Annotated in this window: 22 protein-coding genes and 1 pseudogene; 18 read left to right on the forward strand and 5 right to left on the reverse strand. The window is 73.3% G+C overall.

Features of this window, described 5'->3' with window-relative positions; genetic code table 11:
* Positions 1–496, reverse strand: a pseudogene (locus ABD191_RS18070) (hypothetical protein); the annotation flags it as partial.
* A 247-nt stretch (positions 497–743) separates the two neighbouring features.
* Between ABD191_RS18070 and ABD191_RS18075 the strand changes: the two are divergent.
* The 8 genes from ABD191_RS18075 to ABD191_RS18110 all read left to right on the forward strand — a co-directional run bounded on the left by ABD191_RS18075 (position 744) and on the right by ABD191_RS18110 (position 8,416).
* Positions 744–2,261, forward strand: a complete 1,518-nt coding sequence (locus ABD191_RS18075) for a hypothetical protein (RefSeq protein WP_344083111.1) — start codon at positions 744–746, stop codon at positions 2,259–2,261.
* Positions 2,262–2,303: 42 nt separating this feature from the next.
* Positions 2,304–3,638, forward strand: a complete 1,335-nt coding sequence (locus ABD191_RS18080) for an efflux RND transporter periplasmic adaptor subunit (protein WP_344083113.1) — start codon at positions 2,304–2,306, stop codon at positions 3,636–3,638.
* The gene (locus ABD191_RS18085; RefSeq protein WP_344083115.1) at positions 3,635–4,324 is read left to right on the forward strand and encodes an ABC transporter ATP-binding protein; all 690 of its coding nucleotides are present in this window, start codon (positions 3,635–3,637) and stop codon (positions 4,322–4,324) included. Before ABD191_RS18080 ends, ABD191_RS18085 begins: the two co-directional genes overlap by 4 nt.
* Positions 4,325–4,379: 55 nt before the next feature.
* Complete coding sequence (locus ABD191_RS18090; RefSeq protein WP_344083117.1) at positions 4,380–5,564, forward strand: ABC transporter permease; 1,185 nt, start codon at positions 4,380–4,382, stop codon at positions 5,562–5,564.
* Between the two features lie 134 nt (positions 5,565–5,698).
* Positions 5,699–5,911, forward strand: a complete 213-nt coding sequence (locus tag ABD191_RS18095; RefSeq protein WP_344083119.1) for a helix-turn-helix domain-containing protein — start codon at positions 5,699–5,701, stop codon at positions 5,909–5,911.
* Positions 5,912–6,112: 201 nt separating this feature from the next.
* The gene (locus ABD191_RS18100) at positions 6,113–6,214 is read left to right on the forward strand and encodes a 30S ribosomal protein bS22 (RefSeq protein ID WP_007465623.1); all 102 of its coding nucleotides are present in this window, start codon (positions 6,113–6,115) and stop codon (positions 6,212–6,214) included.
* Positions 6,215–6,237: 23 nt separating this feature from the next.
* The gene (locus tag ABD191_RS18105) at positions 6,238–7,308 is read left to right on the forward strand and encodes an NAD-dependent epimerase/dehydratase family protein (protein WP_344083121.1); all 1,071 of its coding nucleotides are present in this window, start codon (positions 6,238–6,240) and stop codon (positions 7,306–7,308) included.
* Between the two features lie 274 nt (positions 7,309–7,582).
* Positions 7,583–8,416 (forward strand): lysophospholipid acyltransferase family protein, encoded by an 834-nt coding sequence (locus tag ABD191_RS18110; protein ID WP_344083207.1) that lies wholly within the window; start codon positions 7,583–7,585, stop codon positions 8,414–8,416.
* Between the two features lie 134 nt (positions 8,417–8,550).
* Here ABD191_RS18110 and ABD191_RS18115 read toward each other — a convergent pair whose 3' ends face one another.
* The 3 genes from ABD191_RS18115 to ABD191_RS18125 all read right to left on the reverse strand — a co-directional run bounded on the left by ABD191_RS18115 (position 8,551) and on the right by ABD191_RS18125 (position 11,645).
* The gene (locus ABD191_RS18115) at positions 8,551–9,378 is read right to left on the reverse strand and encodes an HAD family hydrolase (RefSeq protein ID WP_344083209.1); all 828 of its coding nucleotides are present in this window, start codon (positions 9,376–9,378) and stop codon (positions 8,551–8,553) included.
* A gap of 163 nt (positions 9,379–9,541) precedes the next feature.
* Positions 9,542–10,669: a DUF5667 domain-containing protein gene (locus ABD191_RS18120; protein ID WP_344083123.1), complete on the reverse strand. Its 1,128-nt coding sequence runs from the start codon at positions 10,667–10,669 to the stop codon at positions 9,542–9,544.
* Positions 10,670–10,772: 103 nt separating this feature from the next.
* Positions 10,773–11,645, reverse strand: a complete 873-nt coding sequence (locus tag ABD191_RS18125) for a sigma-70 family RNA polymerase sigma factor (protein WP_425560757.1) — start codon at positions 11,643–11,645, stop codon at positions 10,773–10,775.
* A 459-nt stretch (positions 11,646–12,104) separates the two neighbouring features.
* Between ABD191_RS18125 and ABD191_RS18130 the strand changes: the two genes are divergently transcribed.
* The 9 genes from ABD191_RS18130 to hemB all read left to right on the forward strand — a co-directional run bounded on the left by ABD191_RS18130 (position 12,105) and on the right by hemB (position 21,350).
* Positions 12,105–13,730 carry an AMP-binding protein gene (locus ABD191_RS18130; protein WP_344083127.1) on the forward strand — a complete coding sequence of 542 codons (1,626 nt, stop codon included), beginning with the start codon at positions 12,105–12,107 and terminating at the stop codon, positions 13,728–13,730.
* Positions 13,727–13,978: a glutaredoxin family protein gene (locus ABD191_RS18135; protein WP_344083129.1), complete on the forward strand. Its 252-nt coding sequence runs from the start codon at positions 13,727–13,729 to the stop codon at positions 13,976–13,978. Before ABD191_RS18130 ends, ABD191_RS18135 begins: the two co-directional genes overlap by 4 nt.
* An 18-nt stretch (positions 13,979–13,996) precedes the next feature.
* Positions 13,997–14,629, forward strand: a complete 633-nt coding sequence (locus ABD191_RS18140; RefSeq protein WP_344083131.1) for an HAD family hydrolase — start codon at positions 13,997–13,999, stop codon at positions 14,627–14,629.
* A gap of 45 nt (positions 14,630–14,674) precedes the next feature.
* Entirely contained in the window at positions 14,675–15,373 is a 699-nt protein-coding gene (locus tag ABD191_RS18145) for a M23 family metallopeptidase (protein WP_344083133.1), read from the forward strand.
* A 315-nt stretch (positions 15,374–15,688) separates the two neighbouring features.
* Positions 15,689–16,504, forward strand: coding sequence for a redox-sensing transcriptional repressor Rex (locus tag ABD191_RS18150; RefSeq protein WP_425560752.1), 816 nt, complete (start codon positions 15,689–15,691; stop codon positions 16,502–16,504).
* The gene (locus ABD191_RS18155) at positions 16,501–17,820 is read left to right on the forward strand and encodes a glutamyl-tRNA reductase (protein ID WP_344083137.1); all 1,320 of its coding nucleotides are present in this window, start codon (positions 16,501–16,503) and stop codon (positions 17,818–17,820) included. The genes ABD191_RS18150 and ABD191_RS18155 overlap by 4 nt, the downstream gene beginning before the upstream one ends.
* The gene (gene hemC, locus ABD191_RS18160; RefSeq protein WP_344083139.1) at positions 17,817–18,752 is read left to right on the forward strand and encodes a hydroxymethylbilane synthase; all 936 of its coding nucleotides are present in this window, start codon (positions 17,817–17,819) and stop codon (positions 18,750–18,752) included. Before ABD191_RS18155 ends, hemC begins: the two co-directional genes overlap by 4 nt.
* On the forward strand, positions 18,749–20,353 hold the full coding sequence (locus ABD191_RS18165) for a bifunctional uroporphyrinogen-III C-methyltransferase/uroporphyrinogen-III synthase (RefSeq protein WP_344083141.1): 1,605 nt from the start codon (positions 18,749–18,751) through the stop codon (positions 20,351–20,353). The genes hemC and ABD191_RS18165 overlap by 4 nt, the downstream gene beginning before the upstream one ends.
* Positions 20,354–20,366: 13 nt before the next feature.
* A complete protein-coding gene (gene hemB, locus ABD191_RS18170) occupies positions 20,367–21,350 on the forward strand; it encodes a porphobilinogen synthase (RefSeq protein WP_344083143.1) in 984 nt (327 codons plus the stop codon).
* Here hemB and ABD191_RS18175 read toward each other — a convergent pair.
* Entirely contained in the window at positions 21,347–24,082 is a 2,736-nt protein-coding gene (locus ABD191_RS18175) for an ATP-binding protein (protein ID WP_344083145.1), read from the reverse strand. The two genes, hemB and ABD191_RS18175, sit on opposite strands and share 4 nt — an antisense overlap.
* Before the next feature lie 472 nt (positions 24,083–24,554).
* Here ABD191_RS18175 and ABD191_RS18180 point away from each other — a divergent pair, with 472 nt between their 5' ends.
* Entirely contained in the window at positions 24,555–25,295 is a 741-nt protein-coding gene (locus ABD191_RS18180; RefSeq protein ID WP_344083147.1) for a lysozyme family protein, read from the forward strand.
* Positions 25,296–25,344: the final 49 nt, after the last annotated feature.

Here is a 25,344-nt window from a genome sequence, read left to right on the forward strand (position 1 = left end):
GGGCGCTGTAGCCGCCCGCGGCGCGGCCCCGCTCGGGGGCGCTGTAGCCACCCGCGGCGCGGCCCCGCTCGGGGGCGCTGTAGCCGCCGGCCTCAGGAGCGCCGTAGCCGCCCGCGCCCTGACCGCCCGCCCGGCGCGGTCCGCCGCGCGCGTAGTTGCCGTGGCTGCGCCGGGGCGCCGAGCCCATCTCCCCGCCCGGGGCACCGCCGCGGGCACCGGCGCCGTAGCCGCCGTGGCCCCGCCCGCCACCGTCCGGACCGCTCCAGCTGCCCCAGGACCAGGACGACCAGGGGGTGATGAAGTGCCAACTGCGCACCGGCGAGCTCCAGCCGGAGCTGAAGACCGTGCCACTGCAGATGTCAAAGCACGTCAGCGCGGATGGCGCGGCCTTCGGGTTGGCAGCTGACGTCGCAGCGGACGCCGATTGCGCGGGGGCGAGGATCGCCAGGCCGGCGAAGGCCACCGTGGCTGCCTTCCGAACACCTCGTTTGGACATGTCACTCCTCCATAGGAACGGTGGGCGCGCAGCCACGCGGCTCGGCTGCCGTGCGGTCCCACGTCACCCGTCCGTGGGGTTATACCAGCTCAAATCAGTACAAACCTGTTTTATTACGTTACGAACGGTAACAACGCGCGGACCGGGCAGGATGACCCGTCCGAGTCAGCGTGTCGCGCGTTTCGTCGTCGTGTCCCCGCTGGCCGGGCGTATCGCGGGGTAGCGGGGGTGGCGTAGATTCCCGCGAGTGACCGGCCACCCCTCGGCGCCCAGCTCCGCGTACTTCCCCCAGGAGCCTGACCGGCCCCATCCGTCCCCACCGTCGTTCCCCGGGTACCCGACCTACCCGGCGCCGCGCCAGCAGGTCGGCCCGCCACCGCCTTTCGGTGCGCCCTCGGCCGGGCCCTACGGGGCGCCGGCCGTCCCGTATCCGGGCCCGCCGTACGGTTACCCGCCGTTGCCCGCTCCGCGCCGGCGCGGCTCGTGGGCCCGCCGGCTGGTGGCCGCCGTCGCGGTCCTCGTCGTACTGAGCTGCCTTGGTGCCACCGCGCTCACCGCGATCGCCAGCGCGCGGGGCGTGTTCGACCCCACCGCGACGTGGGCGCTGCCCGCCGGTGCGCCGAAGATCAGTCCAGCCCCGGCCGATCGGGCCAGCACCAAGGAATGGCGCACCTGGGCGCACTCGGCAATGAAAGATCTTGCCGCCGCCCAGAGCGAGGCGCTGATCAAGGGTGACGAGACCGCCTATCTCGCGCCGGTCGACCCGGCCAACAAGTCGCTCGTCGCCGAGCACCGCAAGCGCTTTCGCGTCCTCCGTGGCCTCGGTGTGGGCAGGTGGACCGCGTCGATCGGTGGCGTGCCGACCGACGACGGCTACCGCACGTGGCGGGCCACGATCACGGTCGGGTACTGCGTGGGCGACGCCAGCTGCAAGCCGGTGTCGCTGCACATGCGCTCGCGGTGGGCGTACAAGGGCGGCACGCTGCGGCTGGTCAAGCTCGACGAGTCCACGGTCAGCGACCAGGGACCCCGGCCGTGGGAGGTCGATGACCTCCAGGTGAAGGCGGGTAAGCGGGTGGTGGTCGCGGCGACCTCGGCGAACGCGGGGCGGCTCGCGTCGACCGTCCGCGCGGCCGACGACGCGGCGGAGATCGCCGACCAGTTCGCCAAGTGGCAGCCCAAGCCGCAGCGCTACGTGATCTTCCTGGCCGGGCCGTCCAACTGGAAAGAGTGGTACGGCGAGGAGGCCCCCGACTGGGCCGCGGCCTGGGCGGTGCCGGTGGACGACCACACCTCCGAGGTCGTCGTGCGCACCGACCGGGTGCCGTCCAGCGAGATGGAGGGCCTGCTCACCCACGAGCTGACCCATGTCACGTCGCTCGCTGGCGCCAAGTACAGCAGCAGCCGGCAGTGGTGGATGGTGGAGGGCATCGCCGATTACGCGGAGTTTCTGGACCGGCCCGTAAGCGCGTACGACGGCCTGCCCGCCATCCGCGACATGGTCAACGACGGCTGGGACGGCCGGGTCGACGTCACGCCGCCGACGGAAAGTTCCTCGCTGACGGACGCGGCGGCCCGCTACGGCATCGGTTTCCTGGCTATCCGGCACATCGCGGACAAATATGGCGAGTCGAAGATGATGACCTTCTTCGGCGACGTGATGCACAAGGGGTACAGCCTCGACCGGGCCGCCCGCGACGCCATCGGCATGTCCTGGAGCAGCCTCAACAGCGAGTGCGCCGCGTACATCAGGTCGGTCGTCTGACCGGTTCGTCGCGGGTGGCGATCAGTTCATAGACTGGTACGGGTGCGTCGCCTGCCCCTCGCCGCGCTGCTCACCACAGCCGCGCTGGCCCTGACCGCCGCGTCCTGCGACACCTCCGACGACGGCGTCAGCACCGACAACGTCCGCCGCGCCACGGTGAGCGAGGTGGTGGACGTCCCGGCGACGGTCACCGCCCGCGCCGCGGCCACCCTCACCGCGCCGTCCGACGGGCGCCTGGCGAAGTTCTCCGTGGCGGCCGGGGCCAAGGTCCGCAAGGGTCAGGTCATCGCCGTCATCGACTCGCCGGCGGCCCGCAAGCGCCTGGCCGACGCCAGGGCCGCCCTGGCCGCCGCGTCGAGCACCGGCCGCGTGCCGCAGGTCGGCCTCACCGGCATGTCCGACCAGGTCGACGCGGCCGCCGACGACTCGTTCGCCGCGGCGCGCGGCGCGGCCGCGCATATCACCGACCAGAAGGTACGCGCCGCGCTGCTCAAGCAGCTCACCGCCGCCGAGAAGCACTACCGGGCGACGGCCGCCCAGGCCCGCCGCGTCGTCGGCCAGGTGCAGGCCGGGTTGGCCGGGGTCGGCGACGCGCTCGCCGCCCTCGGCTCCGCGCAGCGGGCCCAGGCCAAGGCCGCGTACGACCTGGCCAAGTCGACCGTCGACGCGCTCACGTTGCGCGCCCCGATCGGCGGGGTCGTGCAGTACGGCGGGGCGCCCGCCGCGGCCGGCGGCGACTCGCTGGCCGACCTGCTCGGCTCCGTCTCCGGCGGGGCCACCGCGGGCGTGCCGACCGGCGACGGGGTGATCCCGCCCGCCGGCGTCGATGACGTACTCGCGAAAGGTGACCTGGTGTCCGCCGGCACGCCGATCGTCACGATCGTGGACGTCGGCAAGCTGGGGCTGACCGGCGAGGTGGACGAGACCGACGTGCTGCTCGTCTCGGCCGGGGTGCGGGCCGACGTGGAGCTCGACGCCGCGCCGGACGCGTCGTACGAGGCGACCGTCCGGTCACTGGACCTGCTGCCCACGCAGTCGGCGCGCGGCGGTGTGGCGTACAAGGTCAGGCTGAGCCTTGACGGCGGCGAGCTGGCGGGAGGCGGCGCGGCGCCCACGCCGCGGCCCGGCATGAGCGCGGTCGCCCACCTGCGGGTGCGCGACGCGATCGACGCGGTCGCCGTGCCGGCCGCCGCCGTGTTCTCGGGCCAGGGTGGCGACGCGGTCTGGGTCATCACCGGGGGCAAGGCGGTGCGCCAGCCGGTGAAGGTCGGCGTGCAGGGCGAGGACCTCGTACAGATCATCGACGGCCTCACCCCCGGCCAGCGCGTCGTGGTGGCCGGCACGGACCGGGTCACCGAGGGGCAGCGGATCGCGTGAGCGCCCCCGCCGTGGAAGTCGCGGACGTCACGCGGGAGTACCAGCTCGACGGCGGCATCCGGGTGCCCGCGCTGCGCGGGGTGTCCCTGACCATCGAGGCGGGCGACTACGCGGCCATCGTGGGGCCGTCCGGTTCCGGCAAGTCGACGCTCATGCACCTGCTCGGCGGGCTCGACCGGCCGACGTCCGGTCGGTTGCTGCTCGGCGGACGGGACGTCGCCCGGCTCGGCACCGCCGACCTGGCGCGGCTGCGCAACGAGGTCATCGGTTTCGTGTTCCAGAGCTTCCACCTGCTGGCCGGCACGACCGCGGTGGACAACGTGGCGCTGCCACTGATCTACCGGGGCGTCGGGCGCGCGGCCCGCCGGCGGCGGGCCACCGAGATGCTCCAGCGGGTCGGCCTCGGTCACCGGGTCGATCACCGGCCCAACCAGCTCTCCGGCGGTGAACAGCAGCGGGTCGCGATCGCCCGGGCCCTCGTGACCGAGCCGGCCGTGCTGCTGGCCGACGAGCCCACCGGCAACCTGGACAGCGTGGCGGGCGCCGCCGTGCTCGCGCTGCTGGAGGAACTGAACGCCGAGCGGGGCGTGGCGGTCGTCCTGGTGACCCACGACCGCGAGGTGGCGGCCCGCGCGCGGCGCCAGATCGTCATGCGCGACGGCGTGGTTGTCGAGGACCGGGCATGAGCGGGCGCCCGCTCAGGTCTGACTCGTGCCGCCGGAGTGCGACGGAGGTGCCGGCATGAGGGTGGCGGAGGCGTGGCGGGTGGCGCTGGACGCGCTGCGCGCCAGCCGGCTGCGCAGCCTGCTGACCATGTTCGGCGTGCTCATCGGCGTCAGCGCCGTCGTCGTGCTCGTCGGCATCGGTACGGGCGCCAAGCAGGAGGTGGAGACGCAGGTCGAGGGCCTGGGGTCCAACCTGCTGCTGGTCGTGCCGGGCAAGGTGCAGTTCGGCGCCGCGCCGACGCTGTCGCGGATGAACCTGTCGGACGTGGAGGCCGTGGCCCGCATCGTCGGCGACCGCGACCGGGTGTCGGCGACCGTCACGTCGGCGGAGACGGTGCGTACGGGGACCCGGGAGACGTACACGAACGTGCTCGGGCTGCTCGACAACACACCCAAGGTGTTCGTCCGGTCGCTGTCGCGCGGAGGGTACCTGACGAAGTCCGATGTGGATACCGGGCGCCGGGTCGCCGTGCTGGGCGCGACGGTGAGCCGCGATCTGTTCGGCGAACGTGACCCGGTGGGCTCGCAGATCACCATCGCGGGCGTACGGTTCCGGGTCATCGGCGTGTTCGCCTCGCTCGGGCAGAGCCTCGGCGTCGACCGGGACGCGGAGGTCCACATCCCCATCACGGCCGCGCAGCGCCTGTTCAGCACGCAGCGGGTCGACGGCCTCGCCATCAAGGCGCCCGACGCCGACCGCATCGACGAGCTCGGCCAGCAGGTGCTCGCCGAGCTGAACCGTCGCCACCCCGACACCGAGTTCAGCGCGGTCACGCAGGAGCAGATTCTGGGCGTGCTCGGGGACATTCTCGGCGTGCTCACCGGGGTGCTGGCCGCGATCGCCGGCATCTCCCTGCTCGTGGGCGGCGTCGGGGTCTCGAACATCATGCTGGTGTCGGTGCGCGAGCGGACCCGCGAGATCGGCCTGCGCAAGGCCGTGGGCGCCAGGCCGCGCGACATCGCGGTGCAGTTTCTCGTCGAGGCGGTGCTGCTCACCACGATCGGGGGAGTGGCGGGCATCGCGCTCGGGCTGGGCGCGGTGTGGCTGATCGTGGCACTGTCGCCGCTGCCCGCGGTGATCACCTGGTGGTCCGTGGTGCTCGCGTTCGGCGTGTCCGCCGCCGTCGGCATCATCTTCGGGGTCGCGCCGGCACAGCGAGCAGCTCGACTGGACCCCGTGGTGGCACTCCGTACGGAATAACCCATATTGATCAATTCTGCCAAGGCCTCGCCCCCTTAACAGGGGTACCGGTACCGTTCAGGTAACACGCGCGTTGATGAAACCGGCGGACGGGGCTGGTGAGGCAGGCGCGTCGGGAAGGGACGGGGTGAGCCATGGCTGGATCACCGCAGACCGCGGGCAGGCTGTCGGAGGTCAAGTTCCTCACGGTGGCCGAGGTGGCGGCGCTGATGCGGGTGTCGAAGATGACTGTCTACCGCCTCGTGCACACAGGGGAGCTGACCGCTGTGCGCGTGGGACGCTCGTTTCGGGTGCCGGAGCACGCGGTGCATGACTACTTGAGGGACGCGTTCGCTGAAACCGCCTGACGGCCGGAGCGGCGGTTTTCCGCGAGGGACGGAAGGCCCATCCGCACCGCCTGACGGCCGGAGCGGTGGTTTTCCGCGAGGGACGGAAGGCCGATCGATACCGCCTGAGGGGGTCGCCGAGCGGTTGGCTACCCTGGACGGCGGTCGGGGTCCCGCCGGGTCCCACCGTGACACGTTACGTTGTTGAGGGGACTAAGCCGTATGGGCTCCGTGGTCAAGAAGCGCAGGAAGCGCATGGCGAAGAAGAAGCACCGTAAGCTGCTGCGCAAGACCCGCGTCCAGCGTCGCCGTCTCGGCAAGTAAGGCCCGGCCTTCGGGAGGCGCAGGTGAAGGTCCTGGTGACCGGCGTCGGCCGGTTCCTCGGCGCCCACCTGGCTGCCCGCCTGGCGGCCGATCCTCGGGTCACCAAGGTCATCGGAGTCGACACCCGGCCACCGGCCGGGGATCTCGCGCGCCTGCTGCGCGGCAGGGTCACTGTCGTCACCGATGACCTACGTGGCGTTGTGGCCTCGGTGACCGAGAGCGGCGTGGAGGCGGTCGCCCACTGCGGGCTGCTGGTGGGTTCCGGCATCCGGGGCGGCCGCGCGGCCCAGAAGGAATACAACATCATCGGTACGATGCAGCTGCTCGCCGCCGTGCACGCGGCGCCGGCGGTCCGCAAGCTGGTGGTGCGTTCCTCCACGGCCGCGTACGGCGCGTCGTTTCGGGACCCGGCCGTCTTCACCGAGCAGACTCCGCCGACGGAGATGCCTCGCGGCGGCTTCGCCAAGGACGTCATCGAGATCGAGGGGTACGTGCGCGGCTTCCGCCGCCGCCGCCCCGACGTGGCCACGACGGTGCTGCGCCTGGCGCCGATCATCGGGCCGGACGCGGACACCATCCTCACCCGGTACTTCGCCCTGCCCGTCGTGCCGACCGTGCTCGGCCGCGATCCGCGCCTGCAGTTCCTGCACGCCGACGACGTACAGGAGATCCTCGTACGGTCGGTGGTCGAGGATCACCAGGGCACGTTCAACGTGGCGGGCGCCGGCGTGCTGACCCTGTCGCAGGCCGTACGCCGGGCGGGTCGGCTGTCCATGCCGGTCGCCGAGCCGGGCATGTCGGCCTTCGCCACGCTGGCCCGGTCGCTCGGGTTGGGCGAGTTCTCCATGGACCAGCTCGACCTGTTCGTGCACGGTCGGGTGGTCGACACGAGCCGGCTGATCGCCGAGTTCGGGTATACGCCGCGCACCACGCCTGAGGCGTTCGCCGACATGATCGCCGGCCGGCGCCTGCGCGAGCGCGGGCTGGTGCGGCCCGGTGCCGTGGCCGGCGCGGAGCAGGCGCTGCTGGGCGGCATCCGCGCGGCCCGCCAGGCGGTCGGCGCGGCGGTGACCCGGGGTGGCGCGGATGTCTGACGAGCACCTGGTGAGCGAGGCGGCGGCCTGGGCCCAGACGGTGGCCGGGAATGGTCACGGACAGGGCAACGCCCGTGGCGCGCGACGGCGACCGGATACGGCGCGTGGCGGCCCGGCCGTGTCGCCCGTCGAGCCTGCGGCGGCGCCCGCAGCGCCCGGCCCGGCGTCCGGCGGGACCGGCCCGGCGTCAGGCGCGAGCGGGCGGGCGTCTCGGGCGGCCGGTCCGACGGCTGCCGGCTCCCCGGCCGGCGCCGCACGAGGGCGCGAGCCGGACATATGGGACCAGCGGGTCGCGAACGGCCTGGCGTTCCTGCGCCGGCGGCTCACCGGGGACTACGACGTCGACGAGTTCGGCTTCGACCCCGACCTCACCGACCAGGTGTTCCAGCCGGTCCTGCGGCTGCTCTACGAGAAGTACTTCCGCGTCGAGGTGCTGGGCGCCGAGCACATCCCGGCCGAGGGTGGCGCGCTGATCGTCGCCAACCACGCCGGCACGCTGCCGCTCGACGCGCTCATGCTTTCCGTCGCGGTGCACGACGAACACCCGGCCCACCGGCACCTGCGGCTGCTCGCCGCCGACCTGGCGCTGCGCATGCCGATCCTGTCCGAGCTGGGGCGCAAGTACGGCATGACCCTCGCGTGCAACCCCGACGCGGAGCGCCTCATGAACTCCGGCGAGCTGGTGGGTGTGTTCCCGGAGGGGTACAAGGGACTCGGCAAGGGGTACGCGCAGCGCTACAAGCTGCAGCGCTTCGGGCGGGGCGGGTTCGTGGCCGCCGCGCTGCGCACCCGTACCCCGATCATCCCGGCGGCGATCGTCGGCTCAGAGGAGATCTACCCGATGATCGCCGACGTGAAGCCGGTGGCCCGGGTGGCGGGCACCCCCTACTTCCCGGTGACGCCGACATTTCCGCTGCTGGGGCCGCTTGGCCTGCTGCCCCTGCCGAGCAAGTGGCTGATCGCCTTCGGCGAGCCGATCGACACGACGGCGTACGCCGCCGACGCCGATGACCCGATCATGGTGTTCAACCTGGCCGACCAGGTGCGCGAGACGATCCAGGAGAACCTTCACGAGCTCCTGGAACGCCGCCCCGACCCGTTCGTCTGACCGGTCGCCGCAGGTGGACTCGTGATCGCCGTTTCGTGTGCGGGCGTGGAGCCCGGCTGCACTCTGGTACCCAAAACGGCGATCGTGAGGCGCTGGTGTCCAGCCGCCACTCGACCGGGTGAGTTCGCGGCGGCTCAGCGGTTGCGGAAGTGGCGGCGCACGGCCAGTGCCGCCACGACGCCGCCCGCCAGCGCGCCCGCCGCGGCCGCCGCCGGGATGGCGATCTTGGCGGCTTTGCGGCCCGTACGGAAGTCGCGGATCTCCCAGCCGCGCTCGCGGGCCTCCCGGCGCAGGGCGCCGTCCGGGTTCACCGCCACGGCGCGTCCGACCGTGGTGAGCATCGGCAGGTCGTTGATCGAGTCGCTGTACGCCGAGCAGCGCGTGAGGTCCAGGCCTTCCTTCGCGGCGAGCGCGCGCAGCGCGTCCGCCTTGGCGGGGCCGTGCATGAGGCCGCCCGCGAGACGTCCGGTGTAGGTGCCGTTGCGGACCTCGGCGACCGTGCCGATCGCACCCGTCAGCCCGAGCCGCTGGGCGATCACGTCGCCCAGCTCGACGGGCGCGGCCGTGACCAGCCAGACCCGCTGGCCGGCCTCCAGGTGCAGGCGCGCCATGGCGTGCGTGCCGGCCCAGATGCGCTCGGCCATCAACTCGTCGAAGATCTCCTCGCAGATCTTGCGGAGGTCGGCGACGCTGCGGTCGGCGACGAAGGCGAGCGCGGTCTCCTGGGCGCCGGCGACGTGCCCGCCGTGCTCGGCGGCGACCAGGCGGAAGCGCAGCTGCTGCAGCCCGAACCGCACGAGGTCGCCGGTCGTGAAGTACTTGCGGGCGGCCAGGCCACGGGCCAGGTAGTAGATCGACGCGCCCTGCATCATCGTGTTGTCCACGTCGAAGAACGCCGCCGCCGAGGGATCCTCGGGGACGGCCAGTGCCGCGTCGAGTTGGGTGTCGGTATGCGTCGTCACCTCGTCCGCCGGGCCAACCGCGCGCCGTACCACCGTGCCTCCTCGTGCGTTCGTCAAGCGTGCCGAGAACCAATGACGAGACTAGGCCGCCCGACCAAGCGCGTCAGGGGCGGCCGTGGGATTCGTACCCCACGCGACCGCCCCTGACGCTGGTGGACCGAGTTCAGCGGCCGAGCAGGCTGCCGAACAGGCGGCCCAGCCTGTCCAGCACGCTGTCGTCCTTGTCCTTGCTCTTCTTGCCGGCTTCGTCGGTCGCGGCCGTGCCGGTCGGCGCCTCCGCGGTCGGCTCGGGGCTCCCCGAGGTCGTCTGCGGGGTCGCCGGGCTCGGTACGGGCGCCGTGGCGCCGCTCTGCCCGCCGCTCGCGATGACCTCCGGCTGCGCCGCCCCGCCCGGTCCCGTCGTCGAGTGCGGGCGGCCCTCGTGGACGCCGCTGGCCACGCACGGCCGGGGCCGTGGCCCGAGCTCGTCGATTCCGGCGCTGCCGCCGCACCGTACGGCGCCGCGCAGCGCCTGGCTGCGGGCCGCCACCGAGTCGAGGATCGCCACGGCGGTGAGCACCTCGTCGCGTCGCATGCCACCGGCCCGGTCCGCGAGTTCCAGCAGCGGCCGTCGCTGGGTCGCCACGAACGCGTCGATGGTGTCGAGAGCGGCCGGGTCCCGCCGGTCGATCGCGGCCGTGCCGAGCAGCTTCATGCCCAGCCGGGTCTCGGCGTTCATGTCGAGCAGGATGTCGGGCAGGAACTGCGCCGACGACCGCCGCGCCTCCGCCAGGCGTACCTGCGCGAACTGCAGGTACAGCTGACCCCGGGTGATGTCCGAGCTGGCGAGGGCCAGCTGCGCCCGCTCGGTGGAGCGCTTCACCGAGTAGAGGGTGTCGCCCGGCACGGCGTCGCCGCTGGCCGCAGAGACCCCGGAGAGGGCCAACGCCCCCGCCGTGACGCCCGCGAAGATCGCTACCCGGGTGCGCCCCCGCCGCGTCGTGACCGGCTTGGGGGTGACCCCCGGCCCCGGCGCCACGACCGCCGCCGGGACGCCCCTCGGTTCGACCGCGGTGGCGCCGATGCCCTCCCGCTCGATGCGGGCCGTCAACATGGCCCGCAGCCCGACCCGGAACTCCGGGTCGGGCTCGGCCGACACGGGGATCGCGGTCACCCGTCTGGTGATCTCGACAAGTGGCGCCAGTTCCATATCGACGTCGGAACGGGAGTGGTGCCGGGGTGCGCCGCCGTCCTCGGCGATGAGTTGCGCGAAGCGTTCGGCGCGTCGACGGTCGAAAACGGTACGCGTCACCGCGGACACCTCCCTTCCAGCACGCAACCGGACACTCTTCGATGCCGGCCATCGCTAGCCGGCATCCCGTGCAACGAACGCGACGGTTGTTCGGTTACGCACCTCACGGCTGAAAGCCGTCCGGAAGGAGTCGGTGCAGCGCGCGCACGGCCCGATACTGCAACGCCTTGATCGCCCCGTCGTTCTTCCCCATGGCCTGCGCGGTCTCCGCCACCGAGAAGCCGTGCAGGAAGCGCAGCACGATGCACTCCTGCTGCTCCGGGTTCAGGTGGGTCACGGCGGTCAGCAGCGCGACGTTCGTGATGTGGTCCACCACGGCCGCCTCGGGGCTGCCCTCCGGCCCACGGTCCTCCCGGTCGGCGTCCAGCACGTCCCCGGTGGTGACCTCCAGCCGGTACCGGCCGGACTTGAAGTGGTCGGCCACGAGGTTGCGGGCGATCGTCACGAGCCAGGCGCCGAGGTCGCGGCCCTGCCACGTGAAGCTGCCGATGCGCTTGAGCGCCCGCAGGAAGGTGTCGGCGGTGAGGTCCTCGGCGAGCTGCCGGTTGCCGACCCGGAAATAGATGAACCGGAAGACCGTGTCCAGGTAGCGGTCGTAGATGAGGCCGAAGGCCTCAGAGTCGCCGGCCTGGGCCCGCTCGACGAGCGCCCACACCTCGGCGGCGGCGTCGGTCGGGTCGGGCCGGTTCGGGTACGTCGGCGGCGGCGTCTGGACGGGCGCCGGCGCGGGACGTTCCGCGGTCGTGACGGTGCGCAGCTCCACCGTCGGTTCGGCGGCCTCCCGGGCCCGCCGGCCCGCCTGGGCGGGCGGTACCCCGCGCGCCGCGTTGTTGCGGCCCGGCACCGGCTGGTGCCGGGCGGCGGCCTGGTTGCCGCCTGCCTCGCGGCCGCTGGCGGCCCGGCTGCTGGCCCGGGCGCCCGGGTCCGGCCGCGCCGCCGCGGTCCACATGTCGTTCAACTGGCCTCGCGGCGTCATCAGCCCGTCGCCGAGCCCGGTGCCCGCGTTCGCATGCTCTGTCGTCACAAAGTTCCCGACCATCTCGAATCCGCTCACCGCCGTTCCTCCGTCCGTCCGTCGTGCTCCGCGTGCGCGGCGATGTCCGGCGATGACCGATGCTCGCCACAGGGGTGCTCAGGCGGTGCAATAACGGGCACTACGGGCCTCCTCGGGGTGAGGGGTTCGACTAGCCCCAAAACGGGCGACCCCGACTTCAGCAGCATAAGGGCCAAACGTCACCTGTGTGCGGGGAGTCCGTTACAGAGGCCAGAAGTATTTCCTGGGGTGCTTGTCCGGTGTCGCACACGTTGTGCGACAGGGCGCACGGTCGAGTGACGCGAACGCGACACGACACGCGGGGGCGACACGCCCGACACGCCGGGCTCGACCTTGCCCGCAGAGGGTCGGCGGGGGCGGATCGCGACCACCCTGGGCGTTATGGGCGTCACTGTGCCAGACTCGGCCCCCGTGCCGGACGACATCCGCAACCTTGCCGACACCGTTCGCCGGGCCGCCGCCGCGGACCCGACGGCCCGGGCTCTCATCGCCGGAACCCGCGTGCTGACCTGGGGCGAACTCGACGCCCGGGTCGACGCGGTCGCCGCGGGACTCGCCGCCCTCGGCCTGCCCGGCTCCGACGGCGCGCCGGCCCGGGTCGCCATCGTCTCGCCGAACGTGCCCGAGTTCGCGGTGGCGTACTTCGGCGCGCTGCGCGCCGGGCTCGTCGCCGTGCCGGTCAACCCCGGGTACACGCCGCGCGAACTCGCCCACGTGCTCGGCGACTCCGGCGCGAGCGTGGTGATCGGCACCGGCGCCGCGCTGTCCGCCACCGCCACCGTGCGCGCCCAGCTGCCCGCGCTGCGGCACGCGTACGCCCTGGAAAGCGGCGCGGACGCGGCGCCCCTCGCGGACCTGGCCGCACCACGGACGGGGGACCTGCCCGGCCGGGGCGGCGAGGACCTGGCGGTGCTCCTCTACACCTCCGGCACGGCCGGGGCGCCCAAGGGCGCCATGCTCAGCCACCGCGCGCTCATCGCCAACCACCGCCAGCTGGGGCAGGTCACGCCGACGATCGTCGGCGGCGGCGACGTGGTGCTGCTCGCGTTGCCGCTGTTTCACGCGTACGGGCTGAACGCCGGCCTGGGCGCCGTGGCCTGGCACGGGGCGACCGGGGTCCTGGCCGAAGGGCTCGGCCCGGCCGAGGTCCTCGCCCTGCTCGCGCGCCACCAGGTGACCGTCGTCGCGGCCGTGCCGCAGACCTACCACGCCTGGTCGATGCGCCCCGAGCTGGCGGAGGCGACGGCCTCCGTGCGGGTCATGGTCAGCGGCGCCGCGCCGTTGGACCCGATCACCCAGGAGCGCATCGCCACCCGCACCGGTCGTCAGGTGCGTCAGGGGTACGGGCTGACAGAGACCGCCCCGGTCGTCACCACCGACCTGACCAGCCCCGTGGCGAAGGCGGGGTCGATCGGCCGGCCCATCCCGGGCGTGCGGGTCCGGCTGGTGGGCGGGGACGGCATGGAGATCGTCCGGCTGGCCAGCGACGGGATCGTCGGGCCGGCACCGTTCGCCGAGGACGGCGACGACGCGTTCCCCGGTACGGCCGGCAGCGATCCCGGCGAGGTCGTGGTCGCCGGCGACAACCTGTTCAGCGGGTACTGGCCGGACGCCCACGGCGGCCCGGACGAGCAGGGCTGGTGGCGCACGGGCGACATCGCGTACGCCGACGGCGACGGCGACCTGTTCCTCGTCGACCGCCTCGGCGAGATGATCATCGTGAACGGGTTCAACGTGTACCCGCACGAGGTCGAGAACGTGATCGTCGGGTGTCCCGGCGTCACCGAGGCGGCCGTCGTCGGCGCGCCCGACCCGGAGACCGGCGAGGCCGTACGGGCGTACGTGGTGCTGGCGCCCGGTTCGCGCGCCTCCGTGGCGGACATCGTCGCGCACTGCGAACTGAACCTGGCCCGGTACAAGCGACCGCGCGCGATCGAGATCGTCGGCGAGCTGCCCCACTCCGCCACCGGCAAGGTGCGCAAGTCGATGCTGCGGAGCGCCTCGTGAGCCGGCTCGTCCTGCTCACCCGCCCCGGCTGTCACCTCTGTGACGTGGCCAAGGAGGCCATGGCCCGGGTCAGCGCGGCCAGCGGGGAGCCGTGGGAGGAGCTCGACGTCGAGACGGACATCGAGTTGGAGACCGAGTACGGCGACCGGCTCCCGGTGATCCTGCTCGACGGCCGCGAGCACGGGTACTGGCGGGTGGAGGAGGAGCGCCTCCTGCGGGACCTGCGTCGTGGCGAATTGTCGGGCTGAACGGCTAACCTCCACGGCGTGGGTAAGCATCTCGTCTGGGACTGGAACGGCACCCTGCTCGATGATCTGTCGCTGGTGGTCGAGGCCACGAACGCGTCGCTGGCCAGCGCGGGCGGCCGGGCCGTCACGGCCGACGAGCACCGCCGCGACTTCCGGCGCCCGATCGTCGACTACTACTCCTTCGTCCTGGGCCGGCCGGTCGACGAGGTCGAGTTCGAGCTGCTCGACGGGGTGTTCCACAACGCGTACAACGCCCGCCTGGCGGCCTGCCTGCTGGCGGCCGACGCGCAGAACGCGCTCGACGCCTGGACGGGCACCCAGTCGCTGCTGTCCATGTGGTTCCACACCGACCTGGTGCCGACCGTCGAGCGGTACGGGCTGACCGGCCGGTTCGCCCGCGTCGACGGGCTGCGCGCCACGGTCGGCGGCGGCCCCAAGGCGCCGCATCTGGCGGCGCACCTGGCGGCCCTCGGCCTGACCGGCGCCGACTGCGTGCTCATCGGCGACTCGGTCGACGACGCGCTTGCCGCCGAGGCGGTCGGGGCGAAGATCGTTCTGTACGCGGGCGGGTTCACCGACCTGGATCGCCTGCGGGCGGTCGGCGCGCCGGTCGCGCACAGCCTGGCGGAGGCCGTGGCTCTGGCGGGGTAGCCCGTTCGAGTGGCGGTGCCAGGCGGCACTGACTACGGTCGCGGGGTGCGCACCCACCTCCGGCGCACCGCCGGCATCCTGCTCAGCGTCGTGGTCCTGCTGCCCGCGGCGGCGTGCGCGGCCGAGCGGGCCGACATCGTGCCGGCGGACGCCGCGCCGCGCGGGACGGCCAGCCCCTTCCGGGCGCCCCCGAGCGCGATCACGAAGGCCCCACCGCGCCCCGCGACGTATGTCTTCCCTGTCGACGGCGCGGCCGGGTACGCGCGCGACGACCACCACGACTATCCGGCCGCGGACATCATGGCGCCCTGCGGGCGCACCGTCCGCGCGGTCACCGACGGGGTGGTGCTCGAGGTCAACCGGGTGGACCGGTTCAACCCGAAGCGCGACCGGGGCGCCGACCGGGGCGGGCTGTCGGTGTCGATCCTGGGCCAGGACGGCGTGCGCTACTACGGCGCGCACTTCTCGTCGATCGTCGGCAGCCTCGGGCCGGGCGACATCGTCAGAGCCGGTGCCGTGCTCGGCAAGGTCGGCCGTACGGGTCGCGCGGGCGCCTGCCATCTCCATCTCGGACTCTCCCCGGTCTGCGCCGGGAAGGGCGACTGGTGGGTGCGCCGGGGTGTGATCTGGCCCTCCCGCTACCTGGACGCGTGGCGCAAGGGCGAGGCCCGCTCGCCGGCCACGGAGGCGGAGAAGTGGCGGAAATCGCATGGCTGCCCGGCGAAGGCTCCGAAAGGGGCATAGCCGGCAGCGGAAATACCCGGATAACCTATTTGCGTGGCTAGTTAGGCATGATCGGATTCGGCGCGATAATGGGGCGAGCGCCCACCCGCGCCTTGCTGCTGGCCGAGGAATGGGGGTTGTGCCGCGGGGGCATCTCTCGGGTTCGCGTGGATCGTGGGTGGGTGCCTCATCGGAGTAACCCGGTGTATCAAGATCGCGATTTGTGCACGGCTTCACAAGCGCCTACGCTGTGACAGCGGCGAACTCCGCTAGCACAGTCGGTAACGGCGTGGACTCCGGGGTCGCCGCAGAGTCCGCCCTTCGGCACGGAGCATGATGAGCCACCAGCGCAACGGTAACCAGCCCGGGACGTCGGTCCGGCGATCCACCATGCCCGACTTTCCGGATCTGCCGGAAGCCACGATCGCCCGCCTCCCGGAATACCTGCGAGCCCTGCACCACCTCGCCGAGGCCGGCCACGAGACGATCTCCAGCGAGGGCCTGGCCGCCGCCGCCGGCGTCAACTCGGCCAAACTCCGCAAGGACCTCTCACACCTCGGCTCCTACGGCACCCGCGGCGTCGGCTACGACATCGAGCTGCTCATCGAGCAGATCCAGTCCGTGCTCGGGCTCACCGAGCACCGGGCGGTGGCGCTCGTCGGCGTCGGTAACCTCGGCCACGCCCTCGCCGGCTACGCCGGCTTCGGCAGCCGGGGCTTCCGCATCGCGGCGCTGCTCGACGCGGACACCCGCCGGGTCGGCGAAGAGATCAACGGCCTGCCCGTACGCCACATCGACGAGCTTGAGGCGCTCGTGGCCGAGCACGCCATCTCGATCGCCGTGATCGCCACCCCGGTGCACGCCGCCCAGCAGGTCGCCGACCGGCTCGTCGCCGCCGGCGTCACCAGCATCCTCAACTTCGCGCCCTGCGTGCTCGCCGTGCCCGACAACGTCGACGTGCGAAAGGTGGACCTCGCCATCGAGCTGCAGATCCTCTCCTTCCACGAGCACCGCAAGGCGTCGTCCGCCAACGGTCGGGCCGCCCTGGAGAGCGTGCCCACGGTGACCACCGCCAAGGTCGCCGCCGCGAAGCTGCCCAGCGGCAAGAAGGCCAGCGCCCCGTCGACCATCCGGGCGGTGATCACGCCATGACCCTTCTTGTCGTGGGCGTGTCCCACCACACGGCGCCGGTCGCCCTGCTCGAGCGCCTCTCCGTCGCCGCCGCCGACACGGACGCCCTGCTCGGGGCGCTCGCCGGCCAGCCGCACGTCGACGAGGCCGTCGTGCTGTCCACCTGCAACCGCGTCGAGGTGTACGCGGGCGTCAACGCGTTCCACGGCGCCCTCGCCGAGATCGGTTCGGTGCTCGCCGAGCGGGCCGGCGTGGACGTCGCCGACCTCGTGCCCTACCTCTACGTGCGCTACGACGCCGACGCCGTGCGGCACGCCTTCCGGGTGGCCGGCGGGCTCGACAGCATGGTCGTCGGCGAGGCGCAGATCCTCGGCCAGCTCCGCGAGGCGTACGGCCGGGCCGGCGACGCCGAGACCGTCGGGCGCCTGCTGCACGAGCTGATGCAGCAGGCACTGCGGGTCGGCAAGCGGGTGCACGCCGAGACCGGCATCGACCGGGCCGGGCAGAGCGTGGTCACGGCCGCGCTCGCGCTCGGCGCGGGCGACGTCGCCGGGCGGCCGGCGCTGGTCATCGGGGCCGGGGCCATGGGGTCCCTGGCGCTGGCGACGCTGTCGCGGGCGCACGCCGGGCCCCTGTACGTCGCGAACCGGGGAGCCGACCGGGCGGCGCGCGCGGCGCAGCTGCACGGTGCCACGGCGGTCGCCTACGGGGACCTGGCGACGGCCATCGCCGACGTCGACATCGTGGTCAGCGCGACCGCCTCCGTCGACCAGGTACTCACCAGGGACCTTGTCTCGGCGGCCGTGACGGGGCGCGACCGGCCCCTGGTCGTCCTCGACCTGGCCGTGCCCCGCGACGTCGAGCCGGCCGTGGCCGAGCTGCCCGGCGTCGTCCTGGTCGACCTCGCCCGCCTCGGCGACGCCCTGATCGACTCCGACGCCGGGGTCGTCGACCAGGCCGCCGCCGAGGAGATCGTCGCCGGCGAGGTCGAGGCGTACCTGAACTGGCTGCGCGGCTCCAACGTGGCGCCGACCGTGGCCGCCCTGCGCGCCCGCGCCGACGAGGTCGTCACCTACGAGCTGCGCCGGCTCGCCCAGCGCCGGTCCGACCTGTCCGAGGAGCAGCGGCGCGAGGTGGCCCACACCGTGCACCGCGTCGTGCAGCGGCTGCTCCACTCGCCGACCGTACGGGCCCGCCAGCTCGCCGCGACCCCGGACGGCGACCAGTACGCCGCCGTGCTGCGCGAGCTGTTCGACCTCGACGTCCTCGGCGAGGACGCGGCCGACGTCGGGCGCGCGGTCGGCGTGGAATTCCTCGCGGAAGGGGGCGCGCGATGACGCTCCGACTCGGTACGCGCGGCAGCGCGCTCGCGATGGCACAGTCCCGGACCGTGGCCGACGCGCTCACCGCGGCGACGGGCCGGCCCGTCGAGCTGGTCGAGATCGTGACGGCCGGCGACCGGTCGTCCGAGCCGATCCCCCGGCTCGGTGTCGGCGTGTTCGTGTCCGCGCTGCGCGACGCGCTGCACGCCAAGGAGATCGACTTCGCGGTCCATTCGTACAAGGACCTGCCCAGCGCGCCCGCCGACGGGCTCACCATCGCGGCCGTGCCGCCGCGCGAGGATCCGCGCGACGCGCTGATCAGCCGCGACGGGCGCACGCTCGCCGAGCTGGGCCCCGGCACCCGCGTCGGCACGGGCGCGGCCCGCCGCATCGCCCAGCTCAACGGCCTCGGGCGCGGGCTGGAGTGCCTGCCCGTACGCGGCAACATCGACACCCGCCTGCGCAAGCTCGCCGACGGGGAGTACGACGCGCTCGTGCTCGCCACCGCCGGCCTGCGCCGCATCGGCCGCCAGGACGAGATCACCGAAGTGCTCGACCCGATGCTCATGCTGCCGGCCCCGGCGCAGGGCGCGCTGGCCATCGAGTGCCGCACCGACGCCGTCCTGCCGGGCGGCGCACCGATCGTGGAGCTGCTCAGCACGCTCGACGACGAGCACACCCGGGCCGCGGTCACCGCGGAGCGGGCGCTGCTCGCCACTCTGGAGGCCGGCTGCAGCGCGCCGGTCGCCGCGTTCGCCGTCGTGGCCGAGGCCGAGGACGGCGAATATGAGATCTATCTGCGCGGAGGCGTGTTCAGCCAGGACGGCATCCAGGCCGTGCGGCTGTCCGCCACCGGAACGCTCACCGACGCCGCGGCGGTCGGGCGGCGGCTCGCCGCCGACCTGCTCGCCGAGGGCGCCGACATTGCACTGGGAGTGCCCGCATGACCCGCACCCGTAAGACCGTTGGCCGTATCAGCTTCGTCGGGGCCGGCCCCGGCGACCCCGGCCTCCTCACCCGCCGCGCGCTCGAGGCGCTGACGGGCGCGCATCACATCGTGTACGACCGCTCCCTGCCCGACGCGCTGCTCGAAACGCTGCGCGCCGAGGCCCCGGACACCGACGCCGACGGTGAGCCGCGCGAGGAGACGCAGTACAGCCCAGCCGAGGGCGTGCCGGGCGACGTGGCCAAGGTCCTGCTGTCCGCGGCCCGCTCGGGCCTGCGCGCGGTGCACCTCGTCGCGGGCGACCCGCTGGAACACGACTCCGTCGTCAAGGAGGTGCAGGCCATCGCCCGCACCGCCGTACCGTTCGACGTGATCCCCGGCGTGAGCCGGGCCGCCGGCGTGGCGACCTACGCGGGCGTGGCGCTCACCGGCGTGCGTACCACCGTGGATGTCGAGGACGTGCACACGCTCGACTTCGACGCGCTCGCCGCCGCCGCGCCGCGCGGGCTGTCCGTGGCGGCCGACGCCGGCGACCTGGCGACCATCCGCGACGGGCTGCTCGCCGCCGGCCTTGACGGCGCCGCGCCGGTCTCCGTCACCGGCGACGGGACGGGCGAGTCCCAGTACACGACCACGTCCACGGTCGACAGCTTCGTCGCCGCCGCGTTGGGCTTCTCCGGCCGCGTCGTGCTCGGCTTCGGGCCCGGCATGGCACACCGGGACAAGCTCGCCTGGTGGGAGAACCGCCCACTGTACGGGTGGAAGGTCCTCGTCCCGCGCACCAAGGAGCAGGCCGGCGCCATGAGCGAGCGCCTGCGCGCGTACGGGGCCGTGCCGTGCGAGGTGCCCACGATCGCGGTCGAGCCGCCCCGCACGCCCGCCCAGATGGAGCGGGCGATCAAGGGCCTCGTCGACGGCCGGTACGCCTGGACGATCTTCACCTCGGTCAACGCCGTGCGCGCCGTCTGGGAGAAGTTCGCCGAGCACGGCCTCGACGCCCGCCACTTCGGCGGCGTGAAGATCGCCTGCATCGGCGAGGCGACGGCCGACGCGGTGCGCGCCTTCGGCATCCAGCCCGAACTCGTACCGCTGGGCGAGCAGACCAGCGAGGGCCTGCTGGCCGAGTTCTCGCCGCACGACGAGATCCTCGATCCGGTCGGCCGTGTCCTGCTGCCGCGCGCCGACATCGCGACCGAGACGCTGGCCGCCGGCCTGACCGAGCGCGGCTGGGAGGTCGACGACGTGACCGCGTACCGCACGGTGCGCGCCGCCCCGCCGCCGGCCGAGATCCGCGACGCCATCAAGAGCGGCGGCTTCGACGCCGTGCTCTTCACGTCGTCGTCGACCGTCCGCAACCTCGTCGGCATCGCCGGCAAGCCGCACCAGCGCACGGTCGTGGCCGTGATCGGCCCGAAGACCTCGGACACCGCCGTGGAGTTCGGCCTGCGCGTCGACGTGCAGCCGGCCCACGCGAGCGTGCCCGACCTGGTCGAGGCGCTGGCCGCGTACGCGGTCGACCTGCGCGAGAAGCTCGCCGCCATGCCCGCCAAGCAGCGCCGGGGCTCGAAGGTGCAGGGCCCCACGGCGCTGAGGTTCCGCTAAAGGAGTACCCGTCGTGACGTACCCCGATGTGCGGCCCCGCAGGCTGCGGCGGACCGCGGCCGTGCGCCGCGCGGTCGCCGAGACCCGGGTCCACCCGGCGGAGCTGGTGCTGCCCCTCTTCGTCAAGGAAGGGCTGACCGAGCCGAAGCCGATCGCGTCGCTGCCGGGCGTGGTGCAGCACAGCCGCGAGTCGCTGCGCAAGGTGGCGACCGAGGCCGTGGCCGCCGGCATCGGGGGCCTCATGCTGTTCGGCGTGCCGGCGCAGCGCGACGCGACCGGTTCCGGCGCCACCGACCCCGACGGCATCCTCAACGTGGCGATCCGCGATGTGGTCCACGAGGTCGGCGACGGCACGGTCGTCATGGCCGACCTGTGCCTCGACGAGTTCACCTCGCACGGGCACTGCGGCGTGCTGACCCCGGACGGCGCGGTCGACAACGACGCCACACTGGCCCGGTACACCGACATGGCGCTGGCCCAGGCCGCCGCGGGCGCCCACGTCGTCGGCGCGTCCGGCATGATGGACGGCCAGGTCGGCGCGGTCCGCCGGGCCCTGGACGCCGCCGGCCACCAGGACACGATCATCCTGGCGTACGCGGCGAAGTACGCCTCGGCGTTCTACGGACCGTTCCGGGACGCGGTCGAGTCGACGCTGACCGGCGACCGCAAGACCTACCAGCAGGACCCGGCGAACGCCCGGGAGGCGCTGCGCGAGGTCCAGCTGGACGTGGCCGAGGGCGCCGACATCGTCATGGTGAAGCCGGCCCTGCCGTACCTCGACATCGTCGCGAAGGTGGCGGACTCCGTCGACGTCCCGGTGGCCGCCTACCAGGTCAGCGGCGAGTACGCGATGGTCGAGGCCGCCGCCGCGAACGGCTGGCTGGACCGCGACCGCACGATCGTCGAGACCCTCACGTCGATCCGCCGCGCCGGCGCCCAGATGATCCTCACGTACTGGGCCCTCGACGCCGTCGCGCTGCTGCGCGCCAACGACTAGCTCGCGAGGCGGCGGGCGACCGGCAGTTCGGCCGTGGCCTCCAGGTCGGCGGCGGCGAAACGGTCGAGCTGGTGCAGCAGGTCCGGGTGGTCCACGGCCAGCGCCACGGTCGTCGCCTCCGCCAGCGTCAGCAGGGCGCCCTCGCCGTAGGCGGCGTCGAACGCCGCGTCGCCCATGGCCGTACGGACCGCGCCCTCGTGGCGCAGCCCGAACCGGCCCAGCATGTCGGTCGCCGTACGCAGCTGCGCCCGCGCGCCCTGCGCCGCGCCGAACAGCTTCGCCGCCGTGGCCAGCTCGCCGCCGAGCGCGCAGCGCACCGCCATCGCCGACAGCGCCTCGCACACCCCGCCGTGGAAGCCGTGCGTCATCCGGGAGCGCAGCGCCACGACAAGATGATCGTGCGCGGCCACCAGGTCGCTGCGCGACAGCGCGACCAGGCCCAGCATCAGGTCGATCGTGCGGTTGGCCCGCTCGGTCGGGTCGGCGTTCGCGGCCCCGCGCGCCTGACCCAGCTCCGTGGCCGCCTCGGCCAGCGCGCCGCGCCGCCACAGCAGGTGCGCCAGCGTGAACGTGGCCGGCAGCGCCTCCGCCTCGGCGTGCCGGGCCCGCGCCCAGTCGAGCACGTCGCGGCACGCGCGCTCCGCCTCGTCCTCACGACCCAGCGCCACGAGCGCCTCGCCCCGGCTCGCGCTCGCCCGCGCGATCAGTGAGGCCTTGCCCGTACGCCACGCGAACTCCTCGGCCTGTACGAGCAGGCGCAGCTGCTCGCCGGGCTGACCGTCCAGGCCGGCGTAGCGCGCGTACCCGTGGTAGGCCACCGCCAGCTCCCCGTCGGGGATCTCCTCGCCCGACGTCACGGAGCGCTCGAACAGCCGGTACAGCCAGATGCGGCCCTCGCGGGCCAACCCGCGCTCGCGCCACCATTCGCCCAGGGCGACGGCCACGCGCAGGCCGTCGCGGCAGCGGCCCTCCTGCACACACCAGTGCAGCGCCGCGCGCGCCTCGGCGGCCAGCGCGTCGAACGGGTACGTCGACAGGGTGCGCGGCCGCCCGTCCGAGCCGGTCCGGACCCGGCTCAGCGCGTGTTGTACCCAGCCGAGGTGCTTGTCGCGGGCGGCCGCCTCCTGGCCGGCCGCCGCCAGCTCGCGCAGCGCGAAGGCGCGGATCGGGTCGAGCAGCCGGTAGGTCGGCTGGCCGCCGGAGCCCTGCGGGTCGGCGACCATGAGGGACTTGTCGACCAGGATCGTCAGCAGCGGCAGGGCCTCCGGACCGGCGATCCACTCCACCGTGCCCAGGTCCATGGGGCTGGCGAAGACGGCGAGCTGGCGCAGCAGGCTCGCGGCCGGCTCCGGCAGCGTCCGGTACGACCAGTCGAACGTCGCGCGGAGCGTGGCGTGCCGGTTCGCCCGTACGCCCGGCGTGTCGCCCACCCCGCCCGCCTCGTCGGCCGTACCGGGCAGCGCCGCCGCGTCGAGCGTGGCGAGCATGTCGTCGAGGCGGTCGGCGAGCTGGCCCGCGGACAGCAGCCGCAGCCGCGCCGCGGCGAGTTCGAGGGCCAGCGGCAGGCCGTCGAGGCGCTGGGCGACCCGGTGCAGGTGGGCCAGCTCGTCCGTGCGGGCCAGCCGGCCGCCGCGGGCCGCCGCGGCACGCTCGAGCAGCAGCGCGACGGCGTCCGGTGTGCCGGCGGTACCCGAGGTGGTCTCCAGCGGCGGGATGCGCCACACCAGCTCGCCGGGAACGGCCAGCGGCTCGCGGCTGGTGGCGAGAACCTGCACGCCCTTGCCGGCGGCGAGCAGCCGGGTCACGACCGCGCCCACGGCCGACAGGTGCGCCTCGCAGGTGTCCAGAACGAGCATCATCGCGCGCGTCGCCGCGTACTCGGCGAGGGTGTCCAGCACGGGCCGGCCGGGTTCCGGTCGGACGCCGACCGCCTCCGCGACCGCGACCGGCACGAGGTGCGCGTCGCCGACCGTGGCGAGGTCGACGAACCACACCCCGTCCGTGAACGCCGGCACCAGCTCCTTGCTCAGCTCCAGGGCCAGCCGCGTCTTGCCCGCGCCGCCCGTACCCACGAGGTTGACCAACCGGTGCCCGCGCAGCAGGCCGCGCAGCTCGGCCTGCTCCTGCGCCCGACCCACGAAGGTCGAGGACGGGGTGGGCAGGTTGTGCGGGGTGGCGGCCTGCGTGCGGGGGCGGGGGAAGTCCCGTTCGAGCCCGGGCGCGGAGAGCTGGAGCAGCCGCTCCTGGCCGTCGAAGCCGCGCAGCTGATAGAGGCCCAGGTCGATCAGGTCGAGGTCGGACCCGGCGACGAGGCGCGCGGTGGCGCTGGAGCAGAGCACCTGATTGCCGTGGGCGGCGGCCGCGACGCGCGCGGCCCGGTGCACCTCAGGGCTCGCGTACTCGCCGCCGTGGGGCTCCGCGTAACCCGAGTGCAGGCCCATCCGCACCTTGGGCCGAAGCGGCTTCCACTCGTGAGCGGCCAAGGCCCGCTGCGCTTCGGCGCACGCGCTCAGGGCGGCTGTCGCGTCGGCGAACACGACGAAGAGGGAGTCGCCCTCCGTGAACAGCTCGACACCGCCGCCGGCACTGAGGGCATGCCGCAGTATCCGCCGGTGCTCGGCGAGCAGCGGCCGATAGTCAGCCCCCAGCAGCTGGGCGAGCCGGGTGGATCCCTCGATGTCGGTGAAGAGGAACGTCACCAGCCCGCTCGGCAGGTCAGGCCTTGCCGGCACGGATAAACCTCCCGCCCCCTTGGAAGTCGGCACAATCCTGCCCCACCCAGGGTTGAGAATGCATCGTCCCAATGGTCGGCACCCGTGTCCGCAAGGTCCCTACCAGCCCGGACGCGCAGCCAAGTATGCGACACACCTGACCCCGATCATCGACCCGATCGGTGCCTGGTCGGCGATACTAGGAGGCGTGGCGGACGGTGGGGAGGACCGGGCGGCTCCGGAGACGACCAGAGGGCGGGGGGCGCCGATCCCGGACGGCGGCCCGCCAACAGCCGATATGCCCCTGGTTGAAGCACCTGATGATGATATGCAAGAGACGTCCGTCGTTGGCGGACCGGCACTCGTGAAGGCGGCGGGAAATCCGAGGTCGTCCGCATCTGCTCCGGCCCTGCCCCGGCCGAGTACGCCGGTCGCGCCAGCGCCGCGTCCGGCGGCCCCGGCCGGTCACCGCCGTGCCCGCGTCTGGACCCAGGTGGCCCTGCTTGTCGGGTTGCTCGCTGTGGCCATCGTGGTGGGCGCCTACGTGGTGCCGCCCGGGGGCGTGCGGATCGGCGGGGGCGCGGTGACCGCCGTCACCGCGACCGGGGAGTCCGTCACCGCCTCGGAGTTCCCGTCCGCGGTGCCCGAGTCCGGGCGCCCGGCGGACGCGCTGGAGGGGTGGGCGACCCGGGTCGCCGCCGTGGTCGACATCCCGGTGCCGGCCCTTGAGGCGTACGGATACGCCCAGGTGTTCATGAACAACGTCGACCCGCAGTGCCAGCTCAACTGGACCACGCTCGCCGGCATCGGGCAGGTCGAGTCGTCCCACGGTCGGGCCGGCGGGGCAACCCTGCTGCCGGACGGGCGCTCCGATCCGGCGATCGTCGGGCCGCTGCTCGACGGCAAGGGCGGCCGTCCCGAGGTGAAGGACACCGACGCGGGCGCGTACGACGGCGACTCGCGTTTTGATCGCGCCATGGGGCCGCTGCGTCTCATGCCTCCGCTCTGGCGGGCCAACGCTATTGACGCCAATGGCGATGGCATCGTCGATCCGTACAACATCTTCGATTCGTCGCTCGCCTTAGCGCGTTCTCTCTGCTCGGGGAACGAAGATTTGCGGGTACGGGCAGACTGGAACGCTGCGATCGGCCGCTACCACAGTGGCGTGTCGTACGCGCGCGCGATCTTCGAGACGGCAAATGACTACGGGCAACGAACGCAGAGCATTAGGTAAGCGCAGAGAGCGACAAAAGCTCACTAATGGGTGCTCTGCCATTGTCCTT

The organism is Luedemannella helvata, from assembly GCF_039528415.1.
Taxonomy (GTDB): Bacteria; Actinomycetota; Actinomycetes; order Mycobacteriales; family Micromonosporaceae; genus Luedemannella; species Luedemannella helvata.